The 23,129-nt window shown below is 38.1% G+C and carries 15 protein-coding genes and 2 pseudogenes; 8 read left to right on the top strand and 9 right to left on the bottom strand.

All coding sequences use genetic code 11. The features are described from left to right. Positions 1 to 10 precede the first annotated feature (10 nt). The 5 genes and pseudogenes from ACQ86H_RS05350 to surE form a co-directional block, all read right to left on the bottom strand. Positions 11 to 3,073 (bottom strand): SusC/RagA family TonB-linked outer membrane protein, encoded by a 3,063-nt coding sequence (locus ACQ86H_RS05350; protein ID WP_431294072.1) that lies wholly within the window; start codon positions 3,071 to 3,073, stop codon positions 11 to 13. Positions 3,074 to 3,497: 424 nt separating this feature from the next. Further along, on the bottom strand, positions 3,498 to 4,670 hold the full coding sequence (locus tag ACQ86H_RS05345; RefSeq protein ID WP_431294071.1) for a hypothetical protein: 1,173 nt from the start codon (positions 4,668 to 4,670) through the stop codon (positions 3,498 to 3,500). Between the two features lie 95 nt (positions 4,671 to 4,765). Continuing rightward, a pseudogene (gene lpxB / locus ACQ86H_RS05340) lies at positions 4,766 to 5,871 on the bottom strand (lipid-A-disaccharide synthase). Between the two features lie 86 nt (positions 5,872 to 5,957). Further along, positions 5,958 to 6,230, bottom strand: a complete 273-nt coding sequence (locus ACQ86H_RS05335) for a stationary phase survival protein SurE (protein WP_431294070.1) — start codon at positions 6,228 to 6,230, stop codon at positions 5,958 to 5,960. Between the two features lie 12 nt (positions 6,231 to 6,242). After that, positions 6,243 to 7,082 (bottom strand): 5'/3'-nucleotidase SurE, encoded by an 840-nt coding sequence (gene surE, locus ACQ86H_RS05330; RefSeq protein ID WP_431294069.1) that lies wholly within the window; start codon positions 7,080 to 7,082, stop codon positions 6,243 to 6,245. A 220-nt stretch (positions 7,083 to 7,302) separates the two neighbouring features. Between surE and ACQ86H_RS05325 the strand changes: the two genes are divergently transcribed. After that, positions 7,303 to 10,236, top strand: coding sequence for a M16 family metallopeptidase (locus tag ACQ86H_RS05325; protein ID WP_431294068.1), 2,934 nt, complete (start codon positions 7,303 to 7,305; stop codon positions 10,234 to 10,236). Positions 10,237 to 10,782: 546 nt separating this feature from the next. Here the strand turns inward: ACQ86H_RS05325 and ACQ86H_RS05320 are convergent. Together ACQ86H_RS05320 and ACQ86H_RS05315 are read right to left on the bottom strand one after the other, a co-directional pair. Further along, complete coding sequence (locus ACQ86H_RS05320) at positions 10,783 to 11,832, bottom strand: glycoside hydrolase family 130 protein (protein WP_431294067.1); 1,050 nt, start codon at positions 11,830 to 11,832, stop codon at positions 10,783 to 10,785. A gap of 65 nt (positions 11,833 to 11,897) precedes the next feature. After that, the gene (locus tag ACQ86H_RS05315; protein ID WP_029276197.1) at positions 11,898 to 12,083 is read right to left on the bottom strand and encodes a CsbD family protein; all 186 of its coding nucleotides are present in this window, start codon (positions 12,081 to 12,083) and stop codon (positions 11,898 to 11,900) included. 200 nt (positions 12,084 to 12,283) lie between these two features. Here ACQ86H_RS05315 and ACQ86H_RS05310 point away from each other — a divergent pair, with 200 nt between their 5' ends. After that, positions 12,284 to 15,292 (top strand): SusC/RagA family TonB-linked outer membrane protein, encoded by a 3,009-nt coding sequence (locus ACQ86H_RS05310; protein WP_431294066.1) that lies wholly within the window; start codon positions 12,284 to 12,286, stop codon positions 15,290 to 15,292. A 12-nt stretch (positions 15,293 to 15,304) separates the two neighbouring features. Beyond that, complete coding sequence (locus ACQ86H_RS05305) at positions 15,305 to 16,672, top strand: RagB/SusD family nutrient uptake outer membrane protein (protein WP_138818354.1); 1,368 nt, start codon at positions 15,305 to 15,307, stop codon at positions 16,670 to 16,672. 72 nt (positions 16,673 to 16,744) lie between these two features. Here ACQ86H_RS05305 and acs read toward each other — a convergent pair whose 3' ends face one another. Next, complete coding sequence (acs, locus tag ACQ86H_RS05300; RefSeq protein ID WP_431294065.1) at positions 16,745 to 18,640, bottom strand: acetate--CoA ligase; 1,896 nt, start codon at positions 18,638 to 18,640, stop codon at positions 16,745 to 16,747. 292 nt (positions 18,641 to 18,932) lie between these two features. Here acs and rpmB point away from each other — a divergent pair. The 5 genes and pseudogenes from rpmB (at position 18,933) to rimO (ending at position 22,446) form a co-directional block, all read left to right on the top strand. Then, a pseudogene (rpmB, locus tag ACQ86H_RS05295) lies at positions 18,933 to 19,165 on the top strand (50S ribosomal protein L28). 73 nt (positions 19,166 to 19,238) lie between these two features. Further along, on the top strand, positions 19,239 to 19,391 hold the full coding sequence (gene rpmG / locus ACQ86H_RS05290; protein WP_431295339.1) for a 50S ribosomal protein L33: 153 nt from the start codon (positions 19,239 to 19,241) through the stop codon (positions 19,389 to 19,391). 97 nt (positions 19,392 to 19,488) lie between these two features. Continuing rightward, positions 19,489 to 19,644 (top strand): DUF4295 domain-containing protein, encoded by a 156-nt coding sequence (locus tag ACQ86H_RS05285; protein WP_010599808.1) that lies wholly within the window; start codon positions 19,489 to 19,491, stop codon positions 19,642 to 19,644. Positions 19,645 to 20,001: 357 nt separating this feature from the next. Then, positions 20,002 to 20,964: a signal recognition particle-docking protein FtsY gene (gene ftsY / locus ACQ86H_RS05280; RefSeq protein WP_138818356.1), complete on the top strand. Its 963-nt coding sequence runs from the start codon at positions 20,002 to 20,004 to the stop codon at positions 20,962 to 20,964. Positions 20,965 to 21,114: 150 nt separating this feature from the next. Next, positions 21,115 to 22,446 (top strand): 30S ribosomal protein S12 methylthiotransferase RimO, encoded by a 1,332-nt coding sequence (rimO, locus tag ACQ86H_RS05275; RefSeq protein ID WP_431294064.1) that lies wholly within the window; start codon positions 21,115 to 21,117, stop codon positions 22,444 to 22,446. A gap of 221 nt (positions 22,447 to 22,667) precedes the next feature. Here rimO and ACQ86H_RS05270 read toward each other — a convergent pair whose 3' ends face one another. Beyond that, positions 22,668 to 23,012 (bottom strand): hypothetical protein, encoded by a 345-nt coding sequence (locus tag ACQ86H_RS05270; RefSeq protein ID WP_138818358.1) that lies wholly within the window; start codon positions 23,010 to 23,012, stop codon positions 22,668 to 22,670. Between the last annotated feature and the right edge of the window lie 117 nt (positions 23,013 to 23,129).

Here is a 23,129-nt window from a genome sequence, read left to right as displayed (position 1 = left end):
TGTTATATAATTAAAAGCCCACATTAACACCAAATAAGAATGATCTAGTACTTGGGTAAGCACCACGGTTATCAATCCCAGGACCTAAGCCTGTATCCTGAATAAAGTCAGGGTCGTTACCTGAATATCCGGTTATTGTAGCCAAATTCTGCCCGGTTGCATACACACGGATGTTACGAACCATCTTGGTTTTAAGTTTGAAATTATAACCGATGGTTACCTCATCAATTTTAACATTGGTTCCATTTTCCAGATAGTAATCAGAATACATATAGGTATCGTTAATCTGGCTATACTTTCCGAATGCTTCTTTTAAATAATTAATCCCTGAAATAGATGGGTTACCATAAGAAAGTGCAGTAGTATTTAAGATCTGATAATCGAATTTACCGCGTAAGAATACCCTGAAATCAAAATTCTTGTAGGTAAAGTTTGCGGTGTATGAGGCATAATATTTTGGAATCGCATTTCCGATTGGAGCAAGATCTGTTAAGTTTTTATCTTTTGAATAATTGATCTGATCGTTACGTACGGCCTGTCCATTTCTGTTGTAAAACAACCATTTTCCATCTGCATCAAAACCGGCAAAACGTTTACCATAGAAAACACCAACATCTTCCCCTTCGTAAGTGGTAATGGCATCACCAAGATCACCGGCTCCGCCTATGCTGCCAAAGGTTTTATATTTAACGGTATAAATATCATTAGAGTAAGAATCCAGGGTATTTTTGATCGTACTTCCTGTGAAGTCCATACTAAAAGTAAAGTCTTTGGTTTTAATGGCCTGGTATGATAAGGCAAGTTCTATACCTTTTGATGAAATCTGCCCTACGTTGGCAAAAATGCTCGATTGCACGTAAGGTGGCTGAGGTGTGGTATAAGTATCTAATAAATCTTTAGTTGTACGTTTAAATACATCTAAAGCACCTGTTAACTTGTTATTGAACAAGGTAAAGTCAGCTCCAATATTTAACTCACGTTTGCTTTCCCATTTAAGAAACGGATTTGCGTTTCGGCTGGGGCCATACGTTTCGCGGTATGCACCATCAGGATATAAATATTTTCCGCCGGTACTTAAAGTAACCCTTGAGGCATTGTTTTGAAAACCTGAGTTACCTGTTACGCCATAACCCGCTCTTAATTTCAAATTGTTAACCCATTTTACATTTTCCATAAACTTCTCCTGGGTTACATTCCACCCTAGTGATACGGCTGGAAAGTTTCCCCACTTGTTGTTGTCTCCGAACCTTGATGATCCTTCTCTTCTTAAAATGAACTGGGCAAGGTATTTTCCATCAAATGCATAATTAATACGGCCAAAGAAAGCGATCAGGGTATTGTCGTTTTTAAAACTTCCCATCGCTGCTTTACCATCGGCCAGTGCCTGACCGGCATTTAAATTATCTTCATGAAACTGATCGTTTAAGAAACCACGGTTACTCGCTTTTGCACCTTCTTCGATATAATAGCGGTAACTGTAACCTGCCAATGCAGTAAATGAATGTTTATCTGCAATGGTTTTGGTATATTGTAAAGTTGGCTCGAAGGCAAAACTCTGAGATAGGAAGTTATTTTTGAAAGCATAACCTCCATTAGGATAATCACTATTCTCTACAGAATTTTCGCTGGCAATATTTGCATAGCCACCATCTATATAACTGTCTCTTTGTACTGAACCAAAAACAGTTCCTTTTAAACCTTTAACAATATCTAAATCAGCTTTAATATCTGCCGAACTGGTTTGTTGTTTACGGTAACTTGTTTCCTGAAATAAACGTGCAAATTGATTAGTACTCTGGTTATCGTAATAATAAGAGCCATCTGGGTTATAAATCAGCTTGGTTGGATTTTTAGTTGCTTCTTCTTCCCAACCGCTTCCTGTGAGTTCATTGTCAAAAAAATCAATTTTTGTTCCGTTCGCAAGCAGGTTGGCATTGTTAAAATTGGTTGCCAGATTCATCTGAACATTCAATTTATCATTCAATCCTCTTTGATTTACATTTAGCCTTAAAGTATATTCTTTACGGCCATTTTCTAAAGCAATACCTTGTAAATCCCTGTAGTTTATACTTGCACGGTAACTTGTTTTGTCAGATCCCCCGGATAATGAAAGGTTATGGTTTTGTGACAGGTTATCGTGGTTAACCAATCGATCGTACAGGTCTTCGCTGCCACCATAATCAATTGCATTAATTTCTTTAGAAGCAATTTTTTGTCTAAACTCATCCGCTGTTAAAAAATCAAGGCGGTTTTGTATAAATTCTTTCCTTGCATACGCGGAGTAGTTAAAAGTAGGTGCACCGGGTTTACCTTTTTTGGTGGTGATTAAAATTACACCGGCATTGGCACTAGTACCGTAAATTGCTGCTCCTGATCCATCTTTTAAAACATCAACAGATAAGATATCATCTTGCTGCAAAAGATCGGGATTACCACCGGGAATACCATCGATAACGAAAAGCGGACTTGCACTTCCGGTTACAGAAACAACACCCCTTAGTTGTACACTTGGGCCAGCGTTAGGATTTGAACTCCCCCTGGTAATATTCAATCCTGCAACTTTACCTTGAATAAGATCGAGTGGATTCCGGGCCCCACTTTGCCTGAATTGAGCCGTATCTACGTGTGCAACAGATGAAGTAACCTCTTTGGTTTTTAATGTTCCGTAACCAACCACCACTACTTCATCTAATTTTTGTGATTGCGATGGCACCAAACTGATGGTTAACGGCGTTGCTCCATTGCCTGCGGGTACAGATTTGGTCTGGTAACCGATATAGCTAAATACGAGCACATCGGTTGGAGCAGTAACATTAATGCTAAATTTACCATTCTCTTGTGTTACGGTACCACCTGTTTTGCCCTGGATCTTAATTCCAACGCCAGGTAAACCGATTTTCTGCTCGTCTACAACGATACCGGTAATTGTTTTTTGACCTGCTGATGTTGCTGGGGCGGTGCTTGCTGGTGTGGCAGGTGCTGTTGTTGTTGGGGCTGGTGCCGGGGAAGTAACAGGGCGCGAGCCACCCAGCGGGTTTGGCGGTACTTTTACCGAATCAGCAGGTTTGGCCACCGGGACTTTTTTTGTTGTGTCTTGTTTTTTAGTTGTATCCTGCTGAAAATAGTAGCGGTTAAAATTCTTGTTTTCGCTCTTAATTTTCGCAAACAACTGGGGGCTTGAAAGTAGGACAAGGCATAGGAATCCTGTCGTCCTGAGTAAAATGTTTCTCATTGGCACTCACTAGTTTAGTTTATAATTAGTTACACAATGCGGCCAAATTTCACCAAATTAATAAGAGCTATGAGATTAATTAGTTACGATTAGGTTTTCCGCAAAACGATTTAGTAACGCCTTAAACACAGTTTTGTTTTAAAAAAAATGAAAACACCTTAAAATGTTACATTATAAGTAAAACAAAAATTTACTAATAAAACAAGTGCAGGAATTTATAAATAATAAAAAACAGGGTTAAAAATAACAAAATGAAAAAGCCTGATTATTTAAGGTCATCAGTATGTTTTGGATAGGTAAATAATCCAAAACTAAGACCAGCTTTTGCAAACCAGGCTGACCGCTGAAAATAGGCATTGTATGTGTCTTGTCCATAATAACCACCCTCTACAAACAATCCTGCAGCACTAAAGCCACGTATCCTGTAGTGCAGAGTAGAATGAAAATTTATCCGATCCCGGAAAGTTGCTTTAGATAAATTATAAATGGGTCCAACATTCATCGAGTTTGTGATGAAACTTGCAAAAAACTCTATCCTTAATTTTTCTACAGGATAATATTTTTCAGTAAGACGATAGACCTTTTTATCTTTATGATCGACAATATTACGCCTAAAATTAGGAGACCATTTATAGGTATAAAATAAATTAAGCCTATTGGTACCATAAATATTATACTTTTTCATTCCTGGTGCCAATCCTGATGATTGGCCATAACCAAATTTTAAATACTGATTGAGGGTGTTACTGGCATTTTTCAGAAAAATAATCCCATTAAATTCGACTACAAAATCATCACTGAAATTACCGTTGTAGGTATTAAAATATCCCTTTTTACCCCAAGCCTTATCGGTACTGTTAAACTCTTCCCCATCCTGGCCGTTAGAATGATGATAACCCTTAACAGAGAAACCAAAGTTATGACTCCTATCTTTTTTATAGAGCGCGCTATGAGTGATAAATAATTCACCTCCGGGCCGTGATGAAGCTGTACGCACCGGTAGCGAACTATCTCCAACCGATTTGTCGTTATTAAAAATCCGCACTTCAAATTCAGGATTGAAATAAAGAGCAAACATAAGATAACTTTCTTTCTCTTTATTTAAGTTTATTGTCCAGTTAAAAGGCGAAATATTAATGTAAGGGCTGATCTTAGCATCTAAAATCAAGCTTTTCCGGTCGGAAAAATCACTTTTGGTCATCCATCGCTTATTCGCAGCAAACGAAGCTTTTGATAAAAAAACAGAAGAGGAAATATCTTCATTGAAACTAAAATTATTTCGGTTTCTATCTACAAAATATTTAATTTGCTTAGGAAGTTCTGCATAAGGGACAGAATTTACCTTTATGGTATCGTATCCAGACGGGTTCTGCGCAATTGATTTATTGGAAATAAAAAAAACGGCAATTAAGAGGGCAGTCGTTAAGGCTTTAATCATGAGGTTAATTTTTTATTTAAAAATAACTCACGTTTAAAATACCATCAATACCCAACACCGGGTATATTGTTGTTGATACTTACTCGACTAAAATTTTATCCTTTTAGCTTTCCTACAATCAATCTGGCTGTTTTTGCCGAAGCGCCTGGTTTGCCCATAAGTAAGAGCAGTTCGTCGTAATGTTTTAACATCTCGTTCCTGCCCTCGCCTGTTAAGATAATTTTGAGTTCTTCGTTTACCTTTTGGGGGTTACAATCTTCCTGGATAAGTTCGGTTACAATCTTTTTGTTCACGATCAGGTTAACTAACGAGATGAACTTAATTTTCACCAACATCCGTGCGATGGCAACTGAAATTGTGCCTCCTTTATAAATCACTACCTGTGGTACTTTAAACAAAGCAGTTTCTAATGTAGCTGTTCCTGAAGCTACAATTGCAGCATGGGCATGGTACAATAAATTATAGGTATTGTTAAAAAGAAGATGAACTTTTTTGTCTCCCGTAAACTGGCGATAATAACTTTCGGTAAAGGTTGGTGCAGCAGCAATGGCAAAAATATAATCGGGATGATTTTCGGTAATGCTTAACATCACCGGGAGTAAACGTTCTATTTCCTGCTTGCGGCTACCTGGTAACAAGGCAATAATTTTTTTATCTCCTAATTGATGACTTCTGTGAAAATTTAGGTCTGGTGTAAATTGTGCAATCTCGTCTAATAAAGGATTGCCCACATAATCTACCTGCATACCCCATTCTTTATAAAAATTTACTTCGAATGGCAGGATGCAGAACATATCGTCCACAACCTTTTTAATTTTCAGCACCCGTTTCTGGTTCCAGGCCCAAACTTTGGGTGAGATGTAATAACACACTTTTATGCCATTGGCCTTTGCAAATTCAGCAATTTTTAAATTAAAGCCAGGAAAATCGATCAAAATCAAAACATCAGGCTTCCATTTTAGAATATCTTCCTTACAGGCTTTGAGGTTTCTGAAAATGGTGCGTAAGTTTAAAATCACCTCGGTAAAACCCATAAATGCCATATCAGCATAGTGTTTAACCAACTCGCCACCTTCGGCCTGCATTTTATCCCCCCGAAATACCTGAACACCGCTTCGCCATCTTCGGCTTTTAACGCTTTCATTAAGTTGGCGCCATGTAAATCGCCTGAGGCTTCTCCGGCTACGAGGTAGTATTTCATAATTTGTTATGTATGATGTAAGATGGACAATGGAAGATGTAAAGTAAAATCCTCATCATCCGCATTACATATTCCATTTTCCATCTCTAAAAAACTTTATATACAAAGAATATAAAAGCACACAAAAACGTTGCCGCTAAAATACCTCTGCCAATATTCTCTTTGTTGTATTTAAAAAAGTATTGCATGGTATAAGCATTTATGGCAATGCCACCAATATATAACAGATCAGCTTTAGCAAGGGAAGCCACATGGTGAATAATGTACCAGGCAATTGAACAAAATATTGATGGTACAAGCAAACCAATGCCCAAACCTATCCACACCGAATTATTTAATCTTTTTAACTGATCAATCATAATGGCAAGCGCTTAACCTAAATTAATGCCATCGGGCGCTGAAACTTTGGTACCCGCAGCTTTTGAATCGCTATTACCTATGAAATCCCAGCTGTTAAGGGCTTGTATAGCATGATGCGCCGTTAAATCAAACTGAACAGGAACAATAGAAACATAGTTGTGCTCCAATGCCCAAACGTCTGTGTCTTCTCCTTTATCGAAATTTTCAAAAACACCCGTAAGCCAATAATATGGGCGTTTGTAAGGATCTGTCCGCTCATCAAATTCTTCCATCCACTTGGCATTGGCCTGGCGGCAAATCTTAACCCCTTTTAGCTTGTCACCTTTCGGGAAATTCACATTTAAAAGCGTGCCTTCGGGTAAACCATTCGCTAAAACCTGCTCACAGATATTTTTAATGTATTTTTTAGTACAACTGAAATCGGCATCGGCAGCAAAATCATCGAGAGAGAAACCAATAGATGGAATTCTTTCTATCGCACCTTCTACTGCAGCAGACATGGTGCCCGAGTACAGCACATTAATCGAATTATTTAGTCCATGGTTAATTCCTGATACACATAAATCAGGTTTTTTACCTTTAAAAATCTTATTTACCGCTATTTTAACGCAATCAACCGGCGTACCGCTGCATTTATACATTTCTACGCCTGCATAAAGATCAACCTTATCAAAACGGATCGGTTTGCCAATGGTAATGGCATGGCCCATTCCACTTTGAGGGCTATCTGGTGCCACTACCACCACGTTGCCCAGCTCCTGCATTACCTCCAGTAAATTCTTTATACCTGTAGCGGTAATCCCATCATCATTTACCACTAAAATATTTGGTTTTGTGCCCTGCTTTGTCATGCCTGTAAAAATACAGATTATAAATTCAAGGCACAATAAACCATGGCTTATATACTAAAACCATTTATTCCTGGATTTTTAGTTTAGAAATCAAAATTATTTCGTTCACTGCCAGAAAGCATCTATATTTGAACAAATAACTTATTAAAAATGAATACTGTACTGGAGATCACACTTAAATCAACCGGTACACATTCATGATCATAAACCAAACAATTCAATGAAATTTAAACTATTTACTTTGGCTTGTTTTCTAATTACAGGTTCTTTAGCGAAGGCGCAAACAACCTACCAATGGAAAACAGGAACTTCTGGTGGCTATACCTACAAGTACGTGACCAACGATCCAACCAAAACACGTTTTTATACGTTAAAAAACGGTTTGACTGTAATTTTATCTCAAAACAACAAAGAGCCCAATATTACTTACAAAATGGCAGTAAGAGCGGGCAGTAATACCGATCCGCGTACCAATACCGGTTTGGCGCATTATTTAGAACACCTTTTATTTAAAGGAACAGATAAATTCGGAACACTAAATTATGCTAAAGAGAAACCACTTTTAGACAAGATCGAAGCACTTTACGAAACGTACATCAAAACTACCGATCCGGCTAAACGTAAGGAGATTTATAAAGAAATAGACAAAACATCGGGCGAAGCTTCTAATTATTCTATCGCAAACGAATACGATAAAATGATGAAATCAATCGGAAGTAACTCTACCAACGCGCATACCGCGGTAGAAGAAACCGTTTACGAAGAAGACCTTCCATCAAATGCTATTGATAAATTCCTGGCTGTGCAGGCTGAGCGTTTCCGCGCTCCTGTTTTCCGCATCTTCCATACAGAATTAGAAGCTGTTTACGAAGAAAAAAACATCGGCATGGATAACGATGGTCGTAAAATGTATGAGAAAATGCTGTATGCATTGTTTCCAACACATAACTACGGACAGCAGACCACCATTGGTACAATTGAACATTTAAAAAATCCATCATTAGTCGAAATCAGAAAATATTACAACAAATATTATGTGCCTAACAATATGGCCTTAATTATGAGTGGTGATATTAATTATGATGATTTAATTAAAAAAATCGACAAAGATTTTGCTTATATGGTTCCTAAACTATTTGCACTTTACAATCCTGCGCCAGAAAAGCCATTAACCCAGGTTCAAACGGTTGATATTTACGGTCCAAGTGCCGAAAATTTATATATTGCTTACAGGGGCTTTGCCCAAAATACCCACCAAAGTTTACTTTTAGATTTAATCGGGAGCATTTTATCTAATGGCAAAGCAGGTTTAATGGACATCAACATTAACCAACAACAAAAAATGTTGCGTGCAGGTGCGGGTTATAACTCGATGAAAGATTACGGAATCTTCATTTTATCTGGTTCTCCGAAAGCCGGACAAAGTTTAGAAGAGGCCCAAAAATTATTATTAGAGCAGGTAGAATTGCTTAAAAAAGGCGAGTTCGACGAAAGCCTGATTAAAGCAACCGTGGCCAACATTAAATTGGCAGAACTGCAAAGTTTTGACAATAACGACGTTCGCGCAGATTTTGCCATGAATGCCTTTATCCAAAACCGCGGCACAGAATGGGATAAAACCCTGGCATCAACCGATGCAATGGCTAAAGTAACCAAAAAGGAAATTGTAGATTTTGCCAACAAGTTTTTCATTAATAACTATGCTGCTATCTTAAAACATAAGGGCGAAGACAAAGGCATTGCTAAAGTAGAAAAACCTATCATTACAGCGGTAAAAACCAATGCTAATGAAGTTTCGCCATTTACCAAAAACATTATTGATGCTCCTGTAAAACCTATCGCACCAAAGTTTTTAGATTATACCAAAGACCTTAATTTTGGTAAAGCAGGTATTGCCGATGTAATTGCGATACAAAATACCGAAAATGGCATTTTCCGTATGGGTTACCGTTTTGATATGGGTTCTTATAACTACAAATTGCTGCCTTATGCTACGCAATACCTATCTTTCCTAAGTACTGATAAATATTCTGCAGAAGATATTAATAAAGCATTTTATAATATTGCCTGTAGCTATAGCATCAATGTAGGTACTGATGTAACTACCGTTTCCATCACCGGTTTACAAGAGAATTTTGATAAGGCGGTGGCTTTACTTGAAGATGTTTTAGCACATTGCAAACCAAACGAAAAAGCTTTAGAAGATTTAAAAGGCCGGTTGTTAAAATCAAGAGATAATGCAAAATTAAATAAATCGTCAATTCTGAGTGGTTTAATGAGTTATGCACAGTATGGTGCAGATAATCCTTTTAATTACGGATTAACCAATGACGAGATCAAAAACATGAAATCGGCAGATTTGATCTACATTTTACATAACCTTACCAATTACAAACACACCATTACTTATTACGGACCTAAAACATTGGCTGCATTTTCTGCTGATATTGTAAAGGCACATCCACTGGCGAAAGAATTTACTGATGCTGCGCCGGTTAAGAAATTTGTATATACCAAAACCGATTCGAACAAAGTATACTTTGCCGATTATGATATGGTACAGGCCGAAATCCGTTGGGTACGCAATGGTGGATTGTACGATCCGGCTAATGCTGCAAAAATTGCTTTATTTAACAATTATTTTGGCGGTGGCATGGGCTCGGTTGTATTCCAAACCATCCGCGAATCTAAAGCCTTGGCTTATTCTACCTTTGCCGTATATTCTTCTCCAAATACTAAAGAGAAAGAGAATACAATTGTTGCTTATGTAGGTACACAGGCCGACAAAATGAACGAGGCAGTTGCCGGTATGAATGAGTTATTAACCACCTTACCTGAGTCCGACAAATCATTCGCACTTTCTAAGTCCAACTCATTAAATGGTTTAGAAACCAGCCGCATTACTAAAGACGGTATCATTTACAATTACCTTGCCGATAAAAAATTAGGTTTTGATCACGATTCAAGAATTGATGAATACGCAAACCTGAAACCACTTACTTTTGCTGATATAAAATCGTTCCATCAGAACAATCTTTCGGGCAAGCCATACAGCTATTGTATTGTTGCTTCAGAGAAAAAAATCAACATGACTGATTTAGCAAAATTTGGCCCGGTAACTAAATTAAGCCTGGAGCAGATTTTTGGATACTAACAAGGTTAAGGGTTTGAAGGCGGAGGGTTTAAGGTAAACCCTTTGCCATAAAACTAAAATCACAAGCGATTCCCTTTTCCGGGAATCGCTTTTTTTATTTAGGTAAATAGTTAGTTTCTAGGCAGATAATCGTTTAAATAAATTGAATGCCAAATACCAGCAGATGTTTCGTCATACGTTGAGCGATGAGTATTACTCCTTAATAAAGATTGGTAGAGCAGAGTCCGTAGCTTTTATTGGCATTTCTTCCGGCTTTCCGATCCGATCTTTTTTGCCCATACCTAAACGCCCCCGCAGCAAAAAAGGATCTCCCCTTCAATCCGGTTTAAAAACGAAATTTCTGTTATTATTTAGAGCTATAGAGCGCATAAAAAGCATCTCCCAACCTTAGTCATTTTATCACTTCAGAAGCACAAAAAGACGTTTTCTGTTATCACTTGAGATATATTTCACGCTCGTTAACGCTATTTATCATCGATTGATTAGTTCATTAGTTGTGTAGCGCAGAAAAAAGCAAATTGTGTTTTCACATTTAACGGTCAACAGTTAAAAATACATCAATGTACTTAAAATCTCCTTCACCGAAAATTTAGCCCCGCAAACAAATTCATCTGCCGCTCCATAGTAAATAATTAATTCATCACCGTTAGCGATGTGGCCGTTTGTAAACACCACCTCGCCAAAAAAACCATGCAGTTCGTAATCTTCTTTCGGTACCATAATTGGTTCTTCGGTTCTGGCCAGTACTTTCGATGGATCATTTAAATCCATGAGAAAGGCGCCTAAACAATATTGATGTTTTCCGTTTGCACCGTGATAGATTTCGAGCCAGCCTGCTGCGGTTTTTATGGGTGCTGCACCGGCGCCCACACGGGCACTATCCCAGTAGTTAGGTCTCGTTTTAACAATACACTTGTGTTTGCCCCAATGGATTCCATCGGGAGATTCGGCCAGCCAGATATAATTACCACCCAGCGCCACACTACTAGGACGGTGCAAAGCATAAAATTTACCGTTAATGCATTCTTCAAATATGGCGCAGTCTTTATTATGGGGTGGGATAATCATTCCGTGTTTCTCAAAGATCTTCCAATCTTTTGTTGTTCTTAATCCAACCCCAACCCCATGGGCAGATACTGAAGTAAAGGTTAAATAGTAAGTTTTATCGATTAAGGATACACGGCAATCTTCAATGCCAAATGTTTCATCTTCTCCCTCACCCTGTAATAAAGGATAACCAGCTGGCTGATAAAATTTTATACCATCATCACTGCAAACCAATCTTAAATGAGACAAAGTGGTCAAATAATCAGCACCTTTATAATTGATCACCCTCGGATCGCCAGTATCCAAATCGGGATGATTTTCTGCTATGGCTATAATTTCAATTCCATTATCTTTCAATACAGGGAAAGAAATAATACCTCTGGTTTGCTCAGGTCTTTCGGCAACCCGTATAAGCAGCCATGTTTTACCACCGAATGTAAAAACCCCCGGATTTAAAAGACAAACGATTTCCAGTCCTGCCCTACTGGCACTTAGATCTTTTGGACATAAAATTGGGTTTTCGGGAAATCTTCTTGCGATATCGGGCATAAAAAATATTTTTAAAGCAAAACAGGCGACCAAATTGACCGCCTGTTTGTCTTATAGAATTGTGACTATAATGAGTTAATCCATTTCACGAGTTCATCTCTTCCTTTGCCAGTTTTTTGTTGCAATTTCCCCAGCAATTCATCATCCTGACCTTCCTCGTGCTTTAAATCATCGTCTGTTAAATCAGCATAAGCTTGTTTAACCTTTCCTTTTATTTCATTCCACTTTCCTTTTAATTCTAACTTATCCATGCTCGTATTTTTTTGTTGTGAATAATGTGTTTTATAAATTAAATAACAATCTTATGCACTTTTTGTTTAGTTTTTCACCTCTTTACTTCAGTAACTGAGTTATTTTACCTTATTCCCTCAGGTTTTATATGTTTTTTTAATTATATTAAGGGTATCATTTCTGTCAACTATCAAACATTACTAACTAAACTAATAATTTGATGAAAAAACTACTCTTAAGTATGATTTTGTCTCTCGGTGCAATTTCGTTTGCTTTCGCACAAGGCAAAGTAATTACCGGGAAAGTTACGTCAGCCTCCGGACCAATTCCAGGCGTTAGCGTATTTGCAAAAGGCTCACCCGCTAACGGCACGCAAAGTGATGCCTCGGGATCCTTTAAATTAACTGTAGCAGACAATGCTAAAACACTTGTTTTTAGCTTTATCGGTTACAAAACCAAAGAGGTGCCCATTACCGGGCAGACCGTTAATGTAAACCTCGATGAGGAAAACAATACGCTATCAGACGTAGTTGTGGTGGGATATGGCACACAGAATAAACGGGATGTGACGGGATCAATAGCAAGAGTTACAGCAGCCGATTTGAAAGACAAACCCCTGACAACTATCGAAAGTGCTTTACAAGGCAAAGCACCTGGTGTATTTATCAACTCTGGTAGTGGTAAACTGGGCCAGGCGCTTCAAATCCGGGTAAGGGGTATTTCTTCTATTTCGGCAAGTAACCAGCCTTTATTTGTTATTGATGGCGTGCCAATTGTGAGTGAAGCATTGGGAACCTATACTGAAGCGGATAACCCGCTTGCGGCCATTAGCCCTGATGATATAGAATCGATGGAAGTTTTAAAAGACGCAGCATCTGCAGCCATATATGGCGCCAGGGGATCGAATGGGGTTGTGCTGATTACAACCAAAAAAGGCAAACAAGGAAGAACCAATATTGATTTTGGATATTATGCCGGCTTCAGCGATCCAACCAAAAAGGGCGAATTTTTAAATGCCGATCAATACCGTCAATTATTAGACGCATCTTTTAAATATAACAACTATGATGACGGAGACTATGCCAATGCCGCCGAAATGTGGAAAGATTATACGGGCACAGATGACTGGACGAGCAACAACAATACCAGTTGGGTAAACGAAGCTTTTAGAAAAGGACATACACAACAGTACAACTTAAATATTAATGGTGGTGATGCAAAAACCAGGTTTATGCTTTCCGGAAACTACAACAATAACGATGGAATTATAGTGAGCAACCGCTATGTACGTACTGGTGGCCGCTTAAGTTTAGACCATACTGTTTCGAAAATTTTAGATGTTGGAGGGTCAGTTAACATCTCTAAAGTAGATAATTACCGTATTCCTACTGATAATGCCTTCTCTAATCCATTACAATTAAATGCCTTGCCACCAATTCAGCCTGTACGTGATGCATCAGGTGAATTGAATGGTTCTACTGTTTATTATAACAGCTTAATCGATTATGAAAATGGTAAAAATCTATCAACTACGTACAGAACTTTTGCCAATGCTTATGCAAGCCTAAAAATCACACCCGATTTAGTTTTTAGAAGTGAGTACGGCTTTGATTTTAACAATTTGGAAGAAGAGCAGTTTTTAGGATCAAAAACACAGGATGGAGGTAGTACAGGAGGTTATTCTTCTGATTACATGGCCAAATCCATAAACTTTAATACCAATAATACCCTTAATTATACCAAAACATTTAATGAAAAACATAACCTGAACGTATTGGCTGGTTTTGCCTTTCAAGATACGAAATTCAGATACTCATCTGTAACGGGAACTACACTACCATCAGACAGTTTTACTAAGATTGCAAGTGCAGCAGTAATTTCTGCAGGTGAATCTTCAGAAACCAGACACACTTTTGTTTCATATTTGGCCAGGGTAAATTATAAGTATGAAGATAAGTACCTGTTAAGTGCATCAATAAGAACGGATGGTTCATCAAGGTTTGGTGTGAATAACAGGTATGGAACTTTCCCGGCAGTTTCTGCAGGCTGGATTGTCAACCAGGAAGAGTTTCTAAAATCGAGCAGCTGGGTAAGCCTGTTAAAACTTAGAGGCAGTTATGGTTTAACGGGTAATGCAGAAATTGGCGATTTTGCCTCAAGGAATCTATACCGTGGCGTTAATTATGCAGGTGTAGGTGGTACACGTCCGAGCCAGTTAGGCGATCCGAATTTAAGCTGGGAAAATACCACAAATTACAACATTGGTTTAGATTTTGGTCTATTCTCCGACCGCATTTCTGGTACTGTTGAATACTATAAAAAGAAAACAACCGATTTATTATTAAATGCACCAATTGCTGCTACAAATGGTTTTTCGTCTATTACACAGAACATTGGCGATATGCAAAACAAGGGATTTGAATTTTCCTTAAATACCAGAAATTTTGTCGGCGAATTTAAATGGTCTACCTCTTTCAACATCTCACTTAACAGGAACAAAGTTTTACGCTTGGTGGATGACCAACCGATTTATCCTGGTGGAAGATTTCTAGGCCGTGTGGCTGTTGGAGAACCATTAGGGTACTTTTACGGCAAAGCTTATGCAGGTGTAGATCCGGCCAATGGTGATGCCCTTTATTTTGTTGATGCATCAAGAACAGCAACGACCAATGATTATGCCCTTGCGCAAAACCAAAAGCTGGGCGATCCCAATCCTAAATTCTTTGGTGGCTTTGGTAATCATTTCTCTTTCAAAAACTTTGACCTGGATGTTCAGGCGCAGTTTGTTTCTGGTAATGATATTTATAACATGGCAGGCGTTTTCCAATCTGCTAATGGCGACTACTTTGATAACCAGACTATTGATCAGTTAAACTATTGGACACCAACAAACACCATTACGACTATCCCACAGCCAAGATTTGGTGAAGGAAACGGAACAAGCCCGTCATCCAGATGGATACAGGATGGTTCTTACCTTAGGATAAAAAGTGTGGTTTTCAGCTATAATGTACCTAAAGCGTTTGCCAATAAATATAAATTGCAAAATGTAAAAATATTTGCTTCAGCCCTTAATTTATTTACCATAACAGGTTATAAAGGCTACGATCCTGAAGTAAATACCCCTAGTGGCGGCAACCTCCAGTCTGATAACATTCAACTGGGCCACGATTTTTACACTCCTCCACAAGCAAGAACCATTACTTTCGGTTTAAACATTGGCTTATAAAAACATTAGAATATGAAAAATTATAAAAATATATTAGCTGCATTTCTTATTGTTTTAAGCATATCCAGCTGTAAAAAGCAATTAGAAATAGATCCTAAACAAAATATTGATGCCAATGTGGCACTCAATACAACTGCAGATGTTCAAAATGCATTAACGGGTGCCTATACCTTTATGGCTACCGGCGATCTATACGGGAATAACCTGGTATTTATACCAGATCTTTATGCCAGCGATAACTACTTAACCTGGCGTGGCACTTTTACTACCTACCGCAACATTTCGAGCAAGGCTATTGTAGCAGATAACGCTGATGTGAGGAGAACCTGGATAACCGCTTACAGTGCAATTAATACCGCAAATATTGTACTTTCTGCCTTAAATGTGGTAAGCGATGCCGATACCAAAAACATCATAGAAGGTAAAGCATTATTTATAAGGGGTATTATGCATTTTGAGCTGGTGAGGCTTTACGGTTTGCCTTATGATGCATCCGGCGCTAATACAAACTTAGGCGTTCCTATCATCACAAAAGCGGTAAAAACCATTGATAATGTAACCAATTCAGTTGCAAGAAATACGGTTGCCGAGGTTTATATTGCAGTAGAAAACGATTTAAAATCGGCCATAACGAAATTGGCCTCAGTTGATGATCAATATGCAGCCAAAGCTTTTCTGTCCAGGGTTTACCTACAGGAAGGCAAGTATGCTTTAGCAAGGGATGTGGCCGATGATATTATTACCAACAGTCCATATCACTTAATTACCAATTCTCTTGAAGCACCGTTCAGAACCAAAAATTCAAGTGAGGGTATTTTCGAAATCAAACAGAACGAACAAAGTAATGCCGGAACATCAAACGATGGATTAGCTACTTTTTATGCCAGTTACCAGAACAGTACGGGTGGGGATGTAGGAAGAGCTGATGCGCTGGTAAATAGCACATTTTACAACTCTTTTGAAACGGGTGATAAAAGACAGACCGAAATGATTTATGAAGGTACTGGTGCCAGGACAGGTCTTTTTACTAAAAAATGGTATAGCTTTTATGATAATATACCTGTTTGCAGGGTTACAGAACAGTACCTGATCCGTGCAGAATGTAATTTCAGATTAGGTACTAACATTGGAGCTACTCCAGCTGATGATATTAACACTTTGAGAACAAGAGCCGGACTGGGAGACGTAGTGCCAACTCTCGACATTATCTTAAACGAACGCGAAAAAGAATTGGATTATGAAGGTTTCAGGCTTCATGATTATAAACGTACCAAACGTTCTATAGGCAGTTTTGCTTATAATGACCCTAAATTGGTATTTCCAATTCCAGATCGTGAAATAAATGTGAACAAAGCTTTAAAGCAAAACCCAGGCTACTAATCATAATTGCTTATAAACGGGAAAGCCTCCCGATTGACATCTGGAGGCTTTCCCGTTAAATATGATAAGCTACTAAAGCTTCTTCGCTGCTTCAATAATTTCTTCTACCACACCCGGATCAAGCAAGGTAGAGGTATCACCTAAATTAGCTGTATCACCTTCGGCAATTTTACGCAAAATTCTACGCATAATTTTGCCTGAACGTGTTTTGGGTAAACCAGAAACAAACAATATTTTATCGGGCTTGGCAATCGCCCCAATTACGCGGGTAACCGTCTGTAATATATCTTTTTTAGATAATTCTGCTTCACTATGCATTTCAGGGTAAATTACAAAAGCATAAATCCCCTGCCCTTTTACATCGTGCGGATAACCTACAACCGCGCTTTCTACCACACCCGCATGCATGTTAATGGCATTTTCCACTTCAGCTGTACCAATCCGATGCCCCGAAACATTTAATACATCATCAACACGACCGGTAATCCGATAATAACCATCTTCATCACGCAAACAGCCATCACCAGTAAAATATAAATTCTCGTAAGTAGAGAAATAAGTCTGTTTGCAACGTTCATGGTCGCCGTAAGTAGTACGCAACATGCCCGGCCACGGGAATTTAATACAAAGATTTCCCATCACCCCATTTCCTTCGATTTCATTTCCATTTTCATCAACTAAAATTGGCTGAATTCCTGGTAAAGGTAATGTAGCAAAACTAGGTTTGGTTGGTGTTACTGTAGCGATGGGAGAAATCATGATGCCTCCCGTTTCCGTTTGCCACCAGGTATCAACAATAGGCGCTTTACCGTGCCCGATTTTTTCATCGAACCAATGCCATGCCTCTTCATTAATGGGCTCTCCTACCGAGCCTAAAACGCGGATTGTGCTTAGATCTTTGCCGTTTAATGGATCTTCACCAAAACTCATTAAAGAGCGGATCGCGGTAGGTGCGGTGTATAAGGTATTTACTTTGTGTTTTTCTACAATATCCCAAAAACGCGATGGACTTGGGTAGGTCGGAATCCCTTCGAAAAGCACTGAGGTTGCACCCTGCGAAAGCGGTCCGTAAACAATATAAGAGTGACCGGTGATCCAGCCAATATCGGCCGTACAGAAATAAACTTCTCTAGGTTGGTAATTAAACACATTTGAAAAGGTATAACCCGCATAAACCATATAACCACCACAGGTATGTACCACACCTTTAGGTTTACCGGTAGAGCCAGAAGTATACAGAATGAAGAGCATATCTTCTGCATCCATTTCTTCCGCTTCGCAAATATCATTTACGTGCTTAACTTCATCTTCCCACCACACATCTCTTCCTTTCAACATAGAAACAGGTGTGCGAACATGGGTTAATACAATACATTTCTCTACAGTTGGACAACCAATTAATGCATCATCTATTACATCTTTTAAGGGAATCTGCTTGTTTCCACGGTAAGAACCATCGGCCGTAATCACCACTTTACACTGCGAATCATTGATCCGGTCGGCGATAGATTTAGCAGAGAATCCACCAAAAATAACGGAGTGAACAGCGCCAATCCTGGCGCAAGCCAAAACAGCAATAGCCAGTTCGGGCACCATTGGCATGTAAATACAAATACGGTCGCCCTTTTTAGCACCATTACGTTTTAAAACATTGGCAAAACGGCAAACACGCTCATGCAACATTTTATAAGTATAAGTAACACTTTCTTCTTCCGGATTATTGGGTTCCCAAACAATGGCTGGTTTATCTCCATTGGTAGCTAAGTGCCGGTCTAAACAATTTTCGGTGATGTTAAGTTTAGCACCTTCAAACCACTTGATATTTGGTTCGTTAAAGTTCCAGGATAATACCTTAAACCAGGGTTTGCGCCATTGAAAGTCCTGTGCCACTTCGCCCCAAAACTGCTCAGGGTTTTCTACGCTTTTCTTATAATCTTCTTCGTATTGCTTAAAAGATGTAATTTGCATTGCTAGTTTTTATATTTTGGATTAGTGGCAGCTAATTTAAATAAATAATACCAAGGAAAAATAGTCTTATCGTATCAAAATGAATATCAAACGTTTGATAAAAAATATTTATTTTTAGAATGCGGAGATTTAAATATTCCGCATAACAATCATTGTAAAGGCCCTTGCCGCCTGTAAATATTAATTGTAAAAAATAATTAGCTATGCTATTGCCGTTTACAATTATTTTTCAGATATTTGCACACTCTTAAAAAAATTAAGCGGACGATATTAACAACTATATTTACAAGTCATGTCAAGAGTTTGTGATTTAACAGGAAAAAAGCAATGGTAGGTAACAACGTTTCTCACTCAAACGTTAAAACCAAACGCAAATTTTACCCAAACCTACAACTTCAGAAATTTTATATTCCTGAAGAAAACCGTTGGATTACGTTGAAAGTTTCTACTTCAGCGATCAAAACCATCAATAAAGTGGGTATTAGCGAAGCAATTAACCGTTTCGTAAAAAAAGGATTTTTGTAAAAAACATTAACTGTTGAGATTAACAGTTTTCAATTTATATTAAAATGGCAAAAAAGGTAACAGAGTTCAGGTTATTTTAGAATGTACTGAACATAAAGAAAGTGGCATGCCAGGTATGTCTAGATATATTTCTACCAAGAACCGTAAAAACACTACTGAAAGATTAGAATTGAAAAAATTCAATCCAGTATTGAGAAAAGTAACCGTACATAAAGAAATTAAATAGGTTAAGAATAAAAGACCAAAGCTTAAAGACTAAAGCATTAGCAAGTCTCAAATCTAATGTCTGATATCTCAAATCTAGTAATTAAAATTATAAGAACATGGCAAAGAAAGTAGTTGCAACCCTTAAAACAGGTACAGGTAAAGAATATTCGAAAGTAATTACAATGGTAAAATCACCAAAAACCGGTGCTTACTCATTCAAAGAACTTATCGTACACAACGACCACGTAAAAGATGCTATCGCATCTAAATAAGGTTAATATTTTTAAAATAAAATATTATAGGCCGTTCCGTTTTAACCGGAAGGGCTTTTTTTGTTAGTGAAATTTACCTTAGGAAATAATTGATTATCTTTGAAAAAAGCATAACCATGGAAGCGTATAAGTTTAAAGCAAAAGTTTCTGAAAAACGGAACTATTGTTGTTCCTGACGGATTTGATATAAAAAATAAAGAAGTTGAAGTAATTATTTTGGTTCAAACGGAACAAAGTATTGCTCAAGAAGGGTCTTCAGAAATTTCCCAATAAATTTACTGAAGATTTAATGGAAAATTAATCCAGCTGTAGCTTTCAAACACCTACCGATTTCCTAAAAAAACATACAAATAACTAATGGGTTTATTCGATTTTTTCAAAAAGAAAGAAACTGCACCTGAAGCTCAGGAAGCACTGGATAAAGGTTTAGAGAAAACTAAGGATGGTTTCTTTAACAAAATTACCAAGGCCGTAGCAGGAAAATCTTCTGTTGATGATGAAGTACTTGATAATCTGGAGGAGGTTTTGGTAACTTCTGATGTAGGCGTAAGTACCACCTTAAAAATCATCAGGCGCATCGAAGAGCGTGTTGCCAAAGATAAATATCTTAACACCTCTGAACTGAATTTTATTCTTCGTGATGAGATCCAACTGCTGTTATCGGAAAATAACAGTAACGATTTCCGTCAGTTCGAATATGGCGACCATAAACCTTATGTAATTATGGTGGTTGGCGTAAATGGTGTAGGTAAAACCACTACCATTGGGAAGCTGTCGCATAAACTTAAAGAATCAGGACTTAAGGTTGTTCTTGGTGCGGCCGATACCTTTAGGGCTGCGGCTGTTGACCAGATTAAACTTTGGGGCGAACGCGTTGGCGTGAGGGTGGTGGCACAGGCTATGGGTTCTGACCCTGCTTCAGTTGCTTTTGATACTTTACAGTCGGCCGTTGCAAATGGCGAAGATGTAGTGATTATCGATACCGCCGGCCGTTTGCACAACAAAATCGGCTTGATGAATGAGCTGGGCAAAATTAAACAGGTAATGCAAAAGGTAGTACCAGGTGCACCGCACGAAATTTTATTGGTATTAGATGCCTCGACCGGACAAAACGCCTTTGAACAATGCAAACAGTTTACCGAAGCTACTGACGTGAATGCATTGGCCATCACCAAATTAGATGGAACGGCAAAAGGTGGTGTAGTAATTGGCATTTCTGATCAATTCAGAATTCCTGTTAAATATATCGGTGTAGGAGAAAAAATAGGCGATTTACAGCTTTTTGACAAGAAAGAGTTTGTGAATAGTTTGTTTAAGTAAGCTAAATTTATAAATAAAATCGTTATCAATCGTCATGCTGAATTTATTTCAGCATCTGTCCTTGAGATCCTAAAATGAATTCAGGATGACGACTACTCCAACAAGACACAGATTACAAAATGTTGTGTTTATAGAAAGATTAAGTGAAAGATGAATACCAAAATAGTTAGAAGTAAAAGTGCAGTTAAACAGCCTAAAATCAATGTGATTACATTAGGTTGTTCAAAAAACATATACGATTCGGAAGTACTGATGGGACAGTTGCGTGGCAACAATTTAAACGTTGTGCACGAATCAGACAAAATGGGCAAAGATGATATCGTTGTAATCAATACCTGCGGTTTTATCGACAATGCTAAACAGGAATCAATTGATACCATCCTTCAGTTCAGCGAACTTAAAGAAGCTGGTAAAATTGGTAAGGTTGTAGTTACAGGCTGCCTTTCTGAGCGTTATAAACCAGAACTGGAATCGGAAATTACCAATGTGGATGCATTTTTTGGTACTAACGATTTACAAAATATTTTGCACGAACTAGGTGCGAACTACAAACACGAGCTGATTGGTGAGCGTTTATTAACCACTCCTTCTCATTTTGCTTATTTCAAAATTGCTGAAGGCTGTAACCGTCCCTGCTCTTTCTGTGCTATTCCTTTAATGCGTGGCAAGCACATGAGCAAGCCAATGGAAGAACTGGTTAACGAAGCTAAAATTCTGGCTAAAAATGGCACCAAAGAACTGATTTTAATTGCTCAGGACCTTACTTATTATGGTTTGGATCTTTACGGCGTACGTAAATTAGACGAGTTGATGCGTCGCCTGTCGGATGTTCCCGGAATCGAATGGATCCGTTTACAATACGCCTACCCTTCTGGTTTCCCGATGGAAATTTTAGACGCCATGAATGAGCGCGACAACATCTGCAAATACCTGGATATGCCGCTACAACACATTACCGATAACATGCTAAAATCGATGCGTCGTGGCACAACTAAACAGAAAACCATCGATCTGGTTAACCAAATTAGAGATAAAGTGCCGAATATTGCCATGCGTACCACTTTAATATGCGGTTATCCTGGCGAAACAGAGCGCGATTTCGAAGAAATGAAGGAATGGGTTGCCGAAACCAAATTCGATCGTTTAGGCTGCTTTACCTACTCGCACGAGGAAAAAACACATGCCCATACTTTGGTTGATGATATCCCGGATGAAGTTAAACAACAACGCGTAGACGATATCATGGAAATACAACAAGGCATTTCATTTGATATCAACCAGGAAAAAGTAGGCAAAACCTTCAAAGTGCTGATTGATAAAAAAGAAGGTGATTTTTTTGTAGGCAGAACCGAATTTGATTCACCTGAGGTAGATAATGAAGTGTTAATCGACGCAACAACAGGCTATGCTGCTAATGGAAGTTTTGTTAATGTAAAGGTTGACAGAGCAGAAGATTTCGATTTATACGGAACAATTATTTAATAAAACATAATTAATTAAAAATCCCAAAAGCTAGTCTTTTGGGATTTTTTTGTTTTAAGGCTATAATCAAACCTCTTAATAAAAAGAAGCTGTATCAGAAATATAGACTTGTAATCCTGAACCTGTCGAATCACCTTGCCATAATATTGTTTAAAGCGTTTAGATGCTTCCTCGATTCAAGCTCAATAACTTATTTTATGATACAGCACATTTTATACTTATTAGTTTTTTGATGCTGGTCTGGTTTTAATCTGACTAGGTTTTAACCAGATTTTAGCTCCTTTTGAGTTTACATAGTATTTTTCATTTTTGGCATTAATATAAACATCAGAACCATCTGGTGCCATTTTGCCTTTCCAGGTTTTATCAGCAACTTTCGAACTGCCTTTTACCGCTACCTCAGCAGTTTTATTCCCTACCGATTTAGCACCTTTACCAATTGCTTTTCCGGTATGATCCAATGCTTTACCTACCTCAGTTTTTTTCTTTTCTTGTGCGCTTACGCTAAGGGTTACACCGCCAATTAAGGCCATTGTTAATAAACCCATTACTAATTTCTTTTTCATGACAGCTATATTTTTATTTAACTGATAATGATAACAGTTCGCCACCTCTTTTGTTTGATAGCAAAGTATTTATTAATAAATGTTATTAGAGGATTTTTTTTGAGATTGAGAAACGTA

The sequence above is a fragment of the Pedobacter sp. P26 genome (assembly GCF_050632135.1).
Taxonomy (GTDB): Bacteria; Bacteroidota; Bacteroidia; order Sphingobacteriales; family Sphingobacteriaceae; genus Pedobacter.
This window is presented reverse-complemented; position numbering and strand designations above follow the sequence as displayed.

What these genes read in the sequence shown, in the direction of transcription:
- acs (WP_431294065.1), bottom strand. Translation starts at nt 18,640, where the DNA reads ATGCAAATTACATCTTTTAAGCAATACGAAGAAGATTATAAGAAAAGC.
- ACQ86H_RS05315 (WP_029276197.1), bottom strand. Translation starts at nt 12,083, where the DNA reads ATGGATAAGTTAGAATTAAAAGGAAAGTGGAATGAAATAAAAGGAAAG.
- ACQ86H_RS05305 (WP_138818354.1), top strand. Translation starts at nt 15,305, where the DNA reads ATGAAAAATTATAAAAATATATTAGCTGCATTTCTTATTGTTTTAAGC.
- ACQ86H_RS05335 (WP_431294070.1), bottom strand. Translation starts at nt 6,230, where the DNA reads ATGATTGATCAGTTAAAAAGATTAAATAATTCGGTGTGGATAGGTTTG.
- ACQ86H_RS05320 (WP_431294067.1), bottom strand. Translation starts at nt 11,832, where the DNA reads ATGCCCGATATCGCAAGAAGATTTCCCGAAAACCCAATTTTATGTCCA.
- ACQ86H_RS05285 (WP_010599808.1), top strand. Translation starts at nt 19,489, where the DNA reads ATGGCAAAGAAAGTAGTTGCAACCCTTAAAACAGGTACAGGTAAAGAA.
- rimO (WP_431294064.1), top strand. Translation starts at nt 21,115, where the DNA reads ATGAATACCAAAATAGTTAGAAGTAAAAGTGCAGTTAAACAGCCTAAA.
- ACQ86H_RS05325 (WP_431294068.1), top strand. Translation starts at nt 7,303, where the DNA reads ATGAAATTTAAACTATTTACTTTGGCTTGTTTTCTAATTACAGGTTCT.
- ACQ86H_RS05345 (WP_431294071.1), bottom strand. Translation starts at nt 4,670, where the DNA reads ATGATTAAAGCCTTAACGACTGCCCTCTTAATTGCCGTTTTTTTTATT.
- surE (WP_431294069.1), bottom strand. Translation starts at nt 7,082, where the DNA reads ATGACAAAGCAGGGCACAAAACCAAATATTTTAGTGGTAAATGATGAT.
- ftsY (WP_138818356.1), top strand. Translation starts at nt 20,002, where the DNA reads ATGGGTTTATTCGATTTTTTCAAAAAGAAAGAAACTGCACCTGAAGCT.
- ACQ86H_RS05310 (WP_431294066.1), top strand. Translation starts at nt 12,284, where the DNA reads ATGAAAAAACTACTCTTAAGTATGATTTTGTCTCTCGGTGCAATTTCG.
- ACQ86H_RS05270 (WP_138818358.1), bottom strand. Translation starts at nt 23,012, where the DNA reads ATGAAAAAGAAATTAGTAATGGGTTTATTAACAATGGCCTTAATTGGC.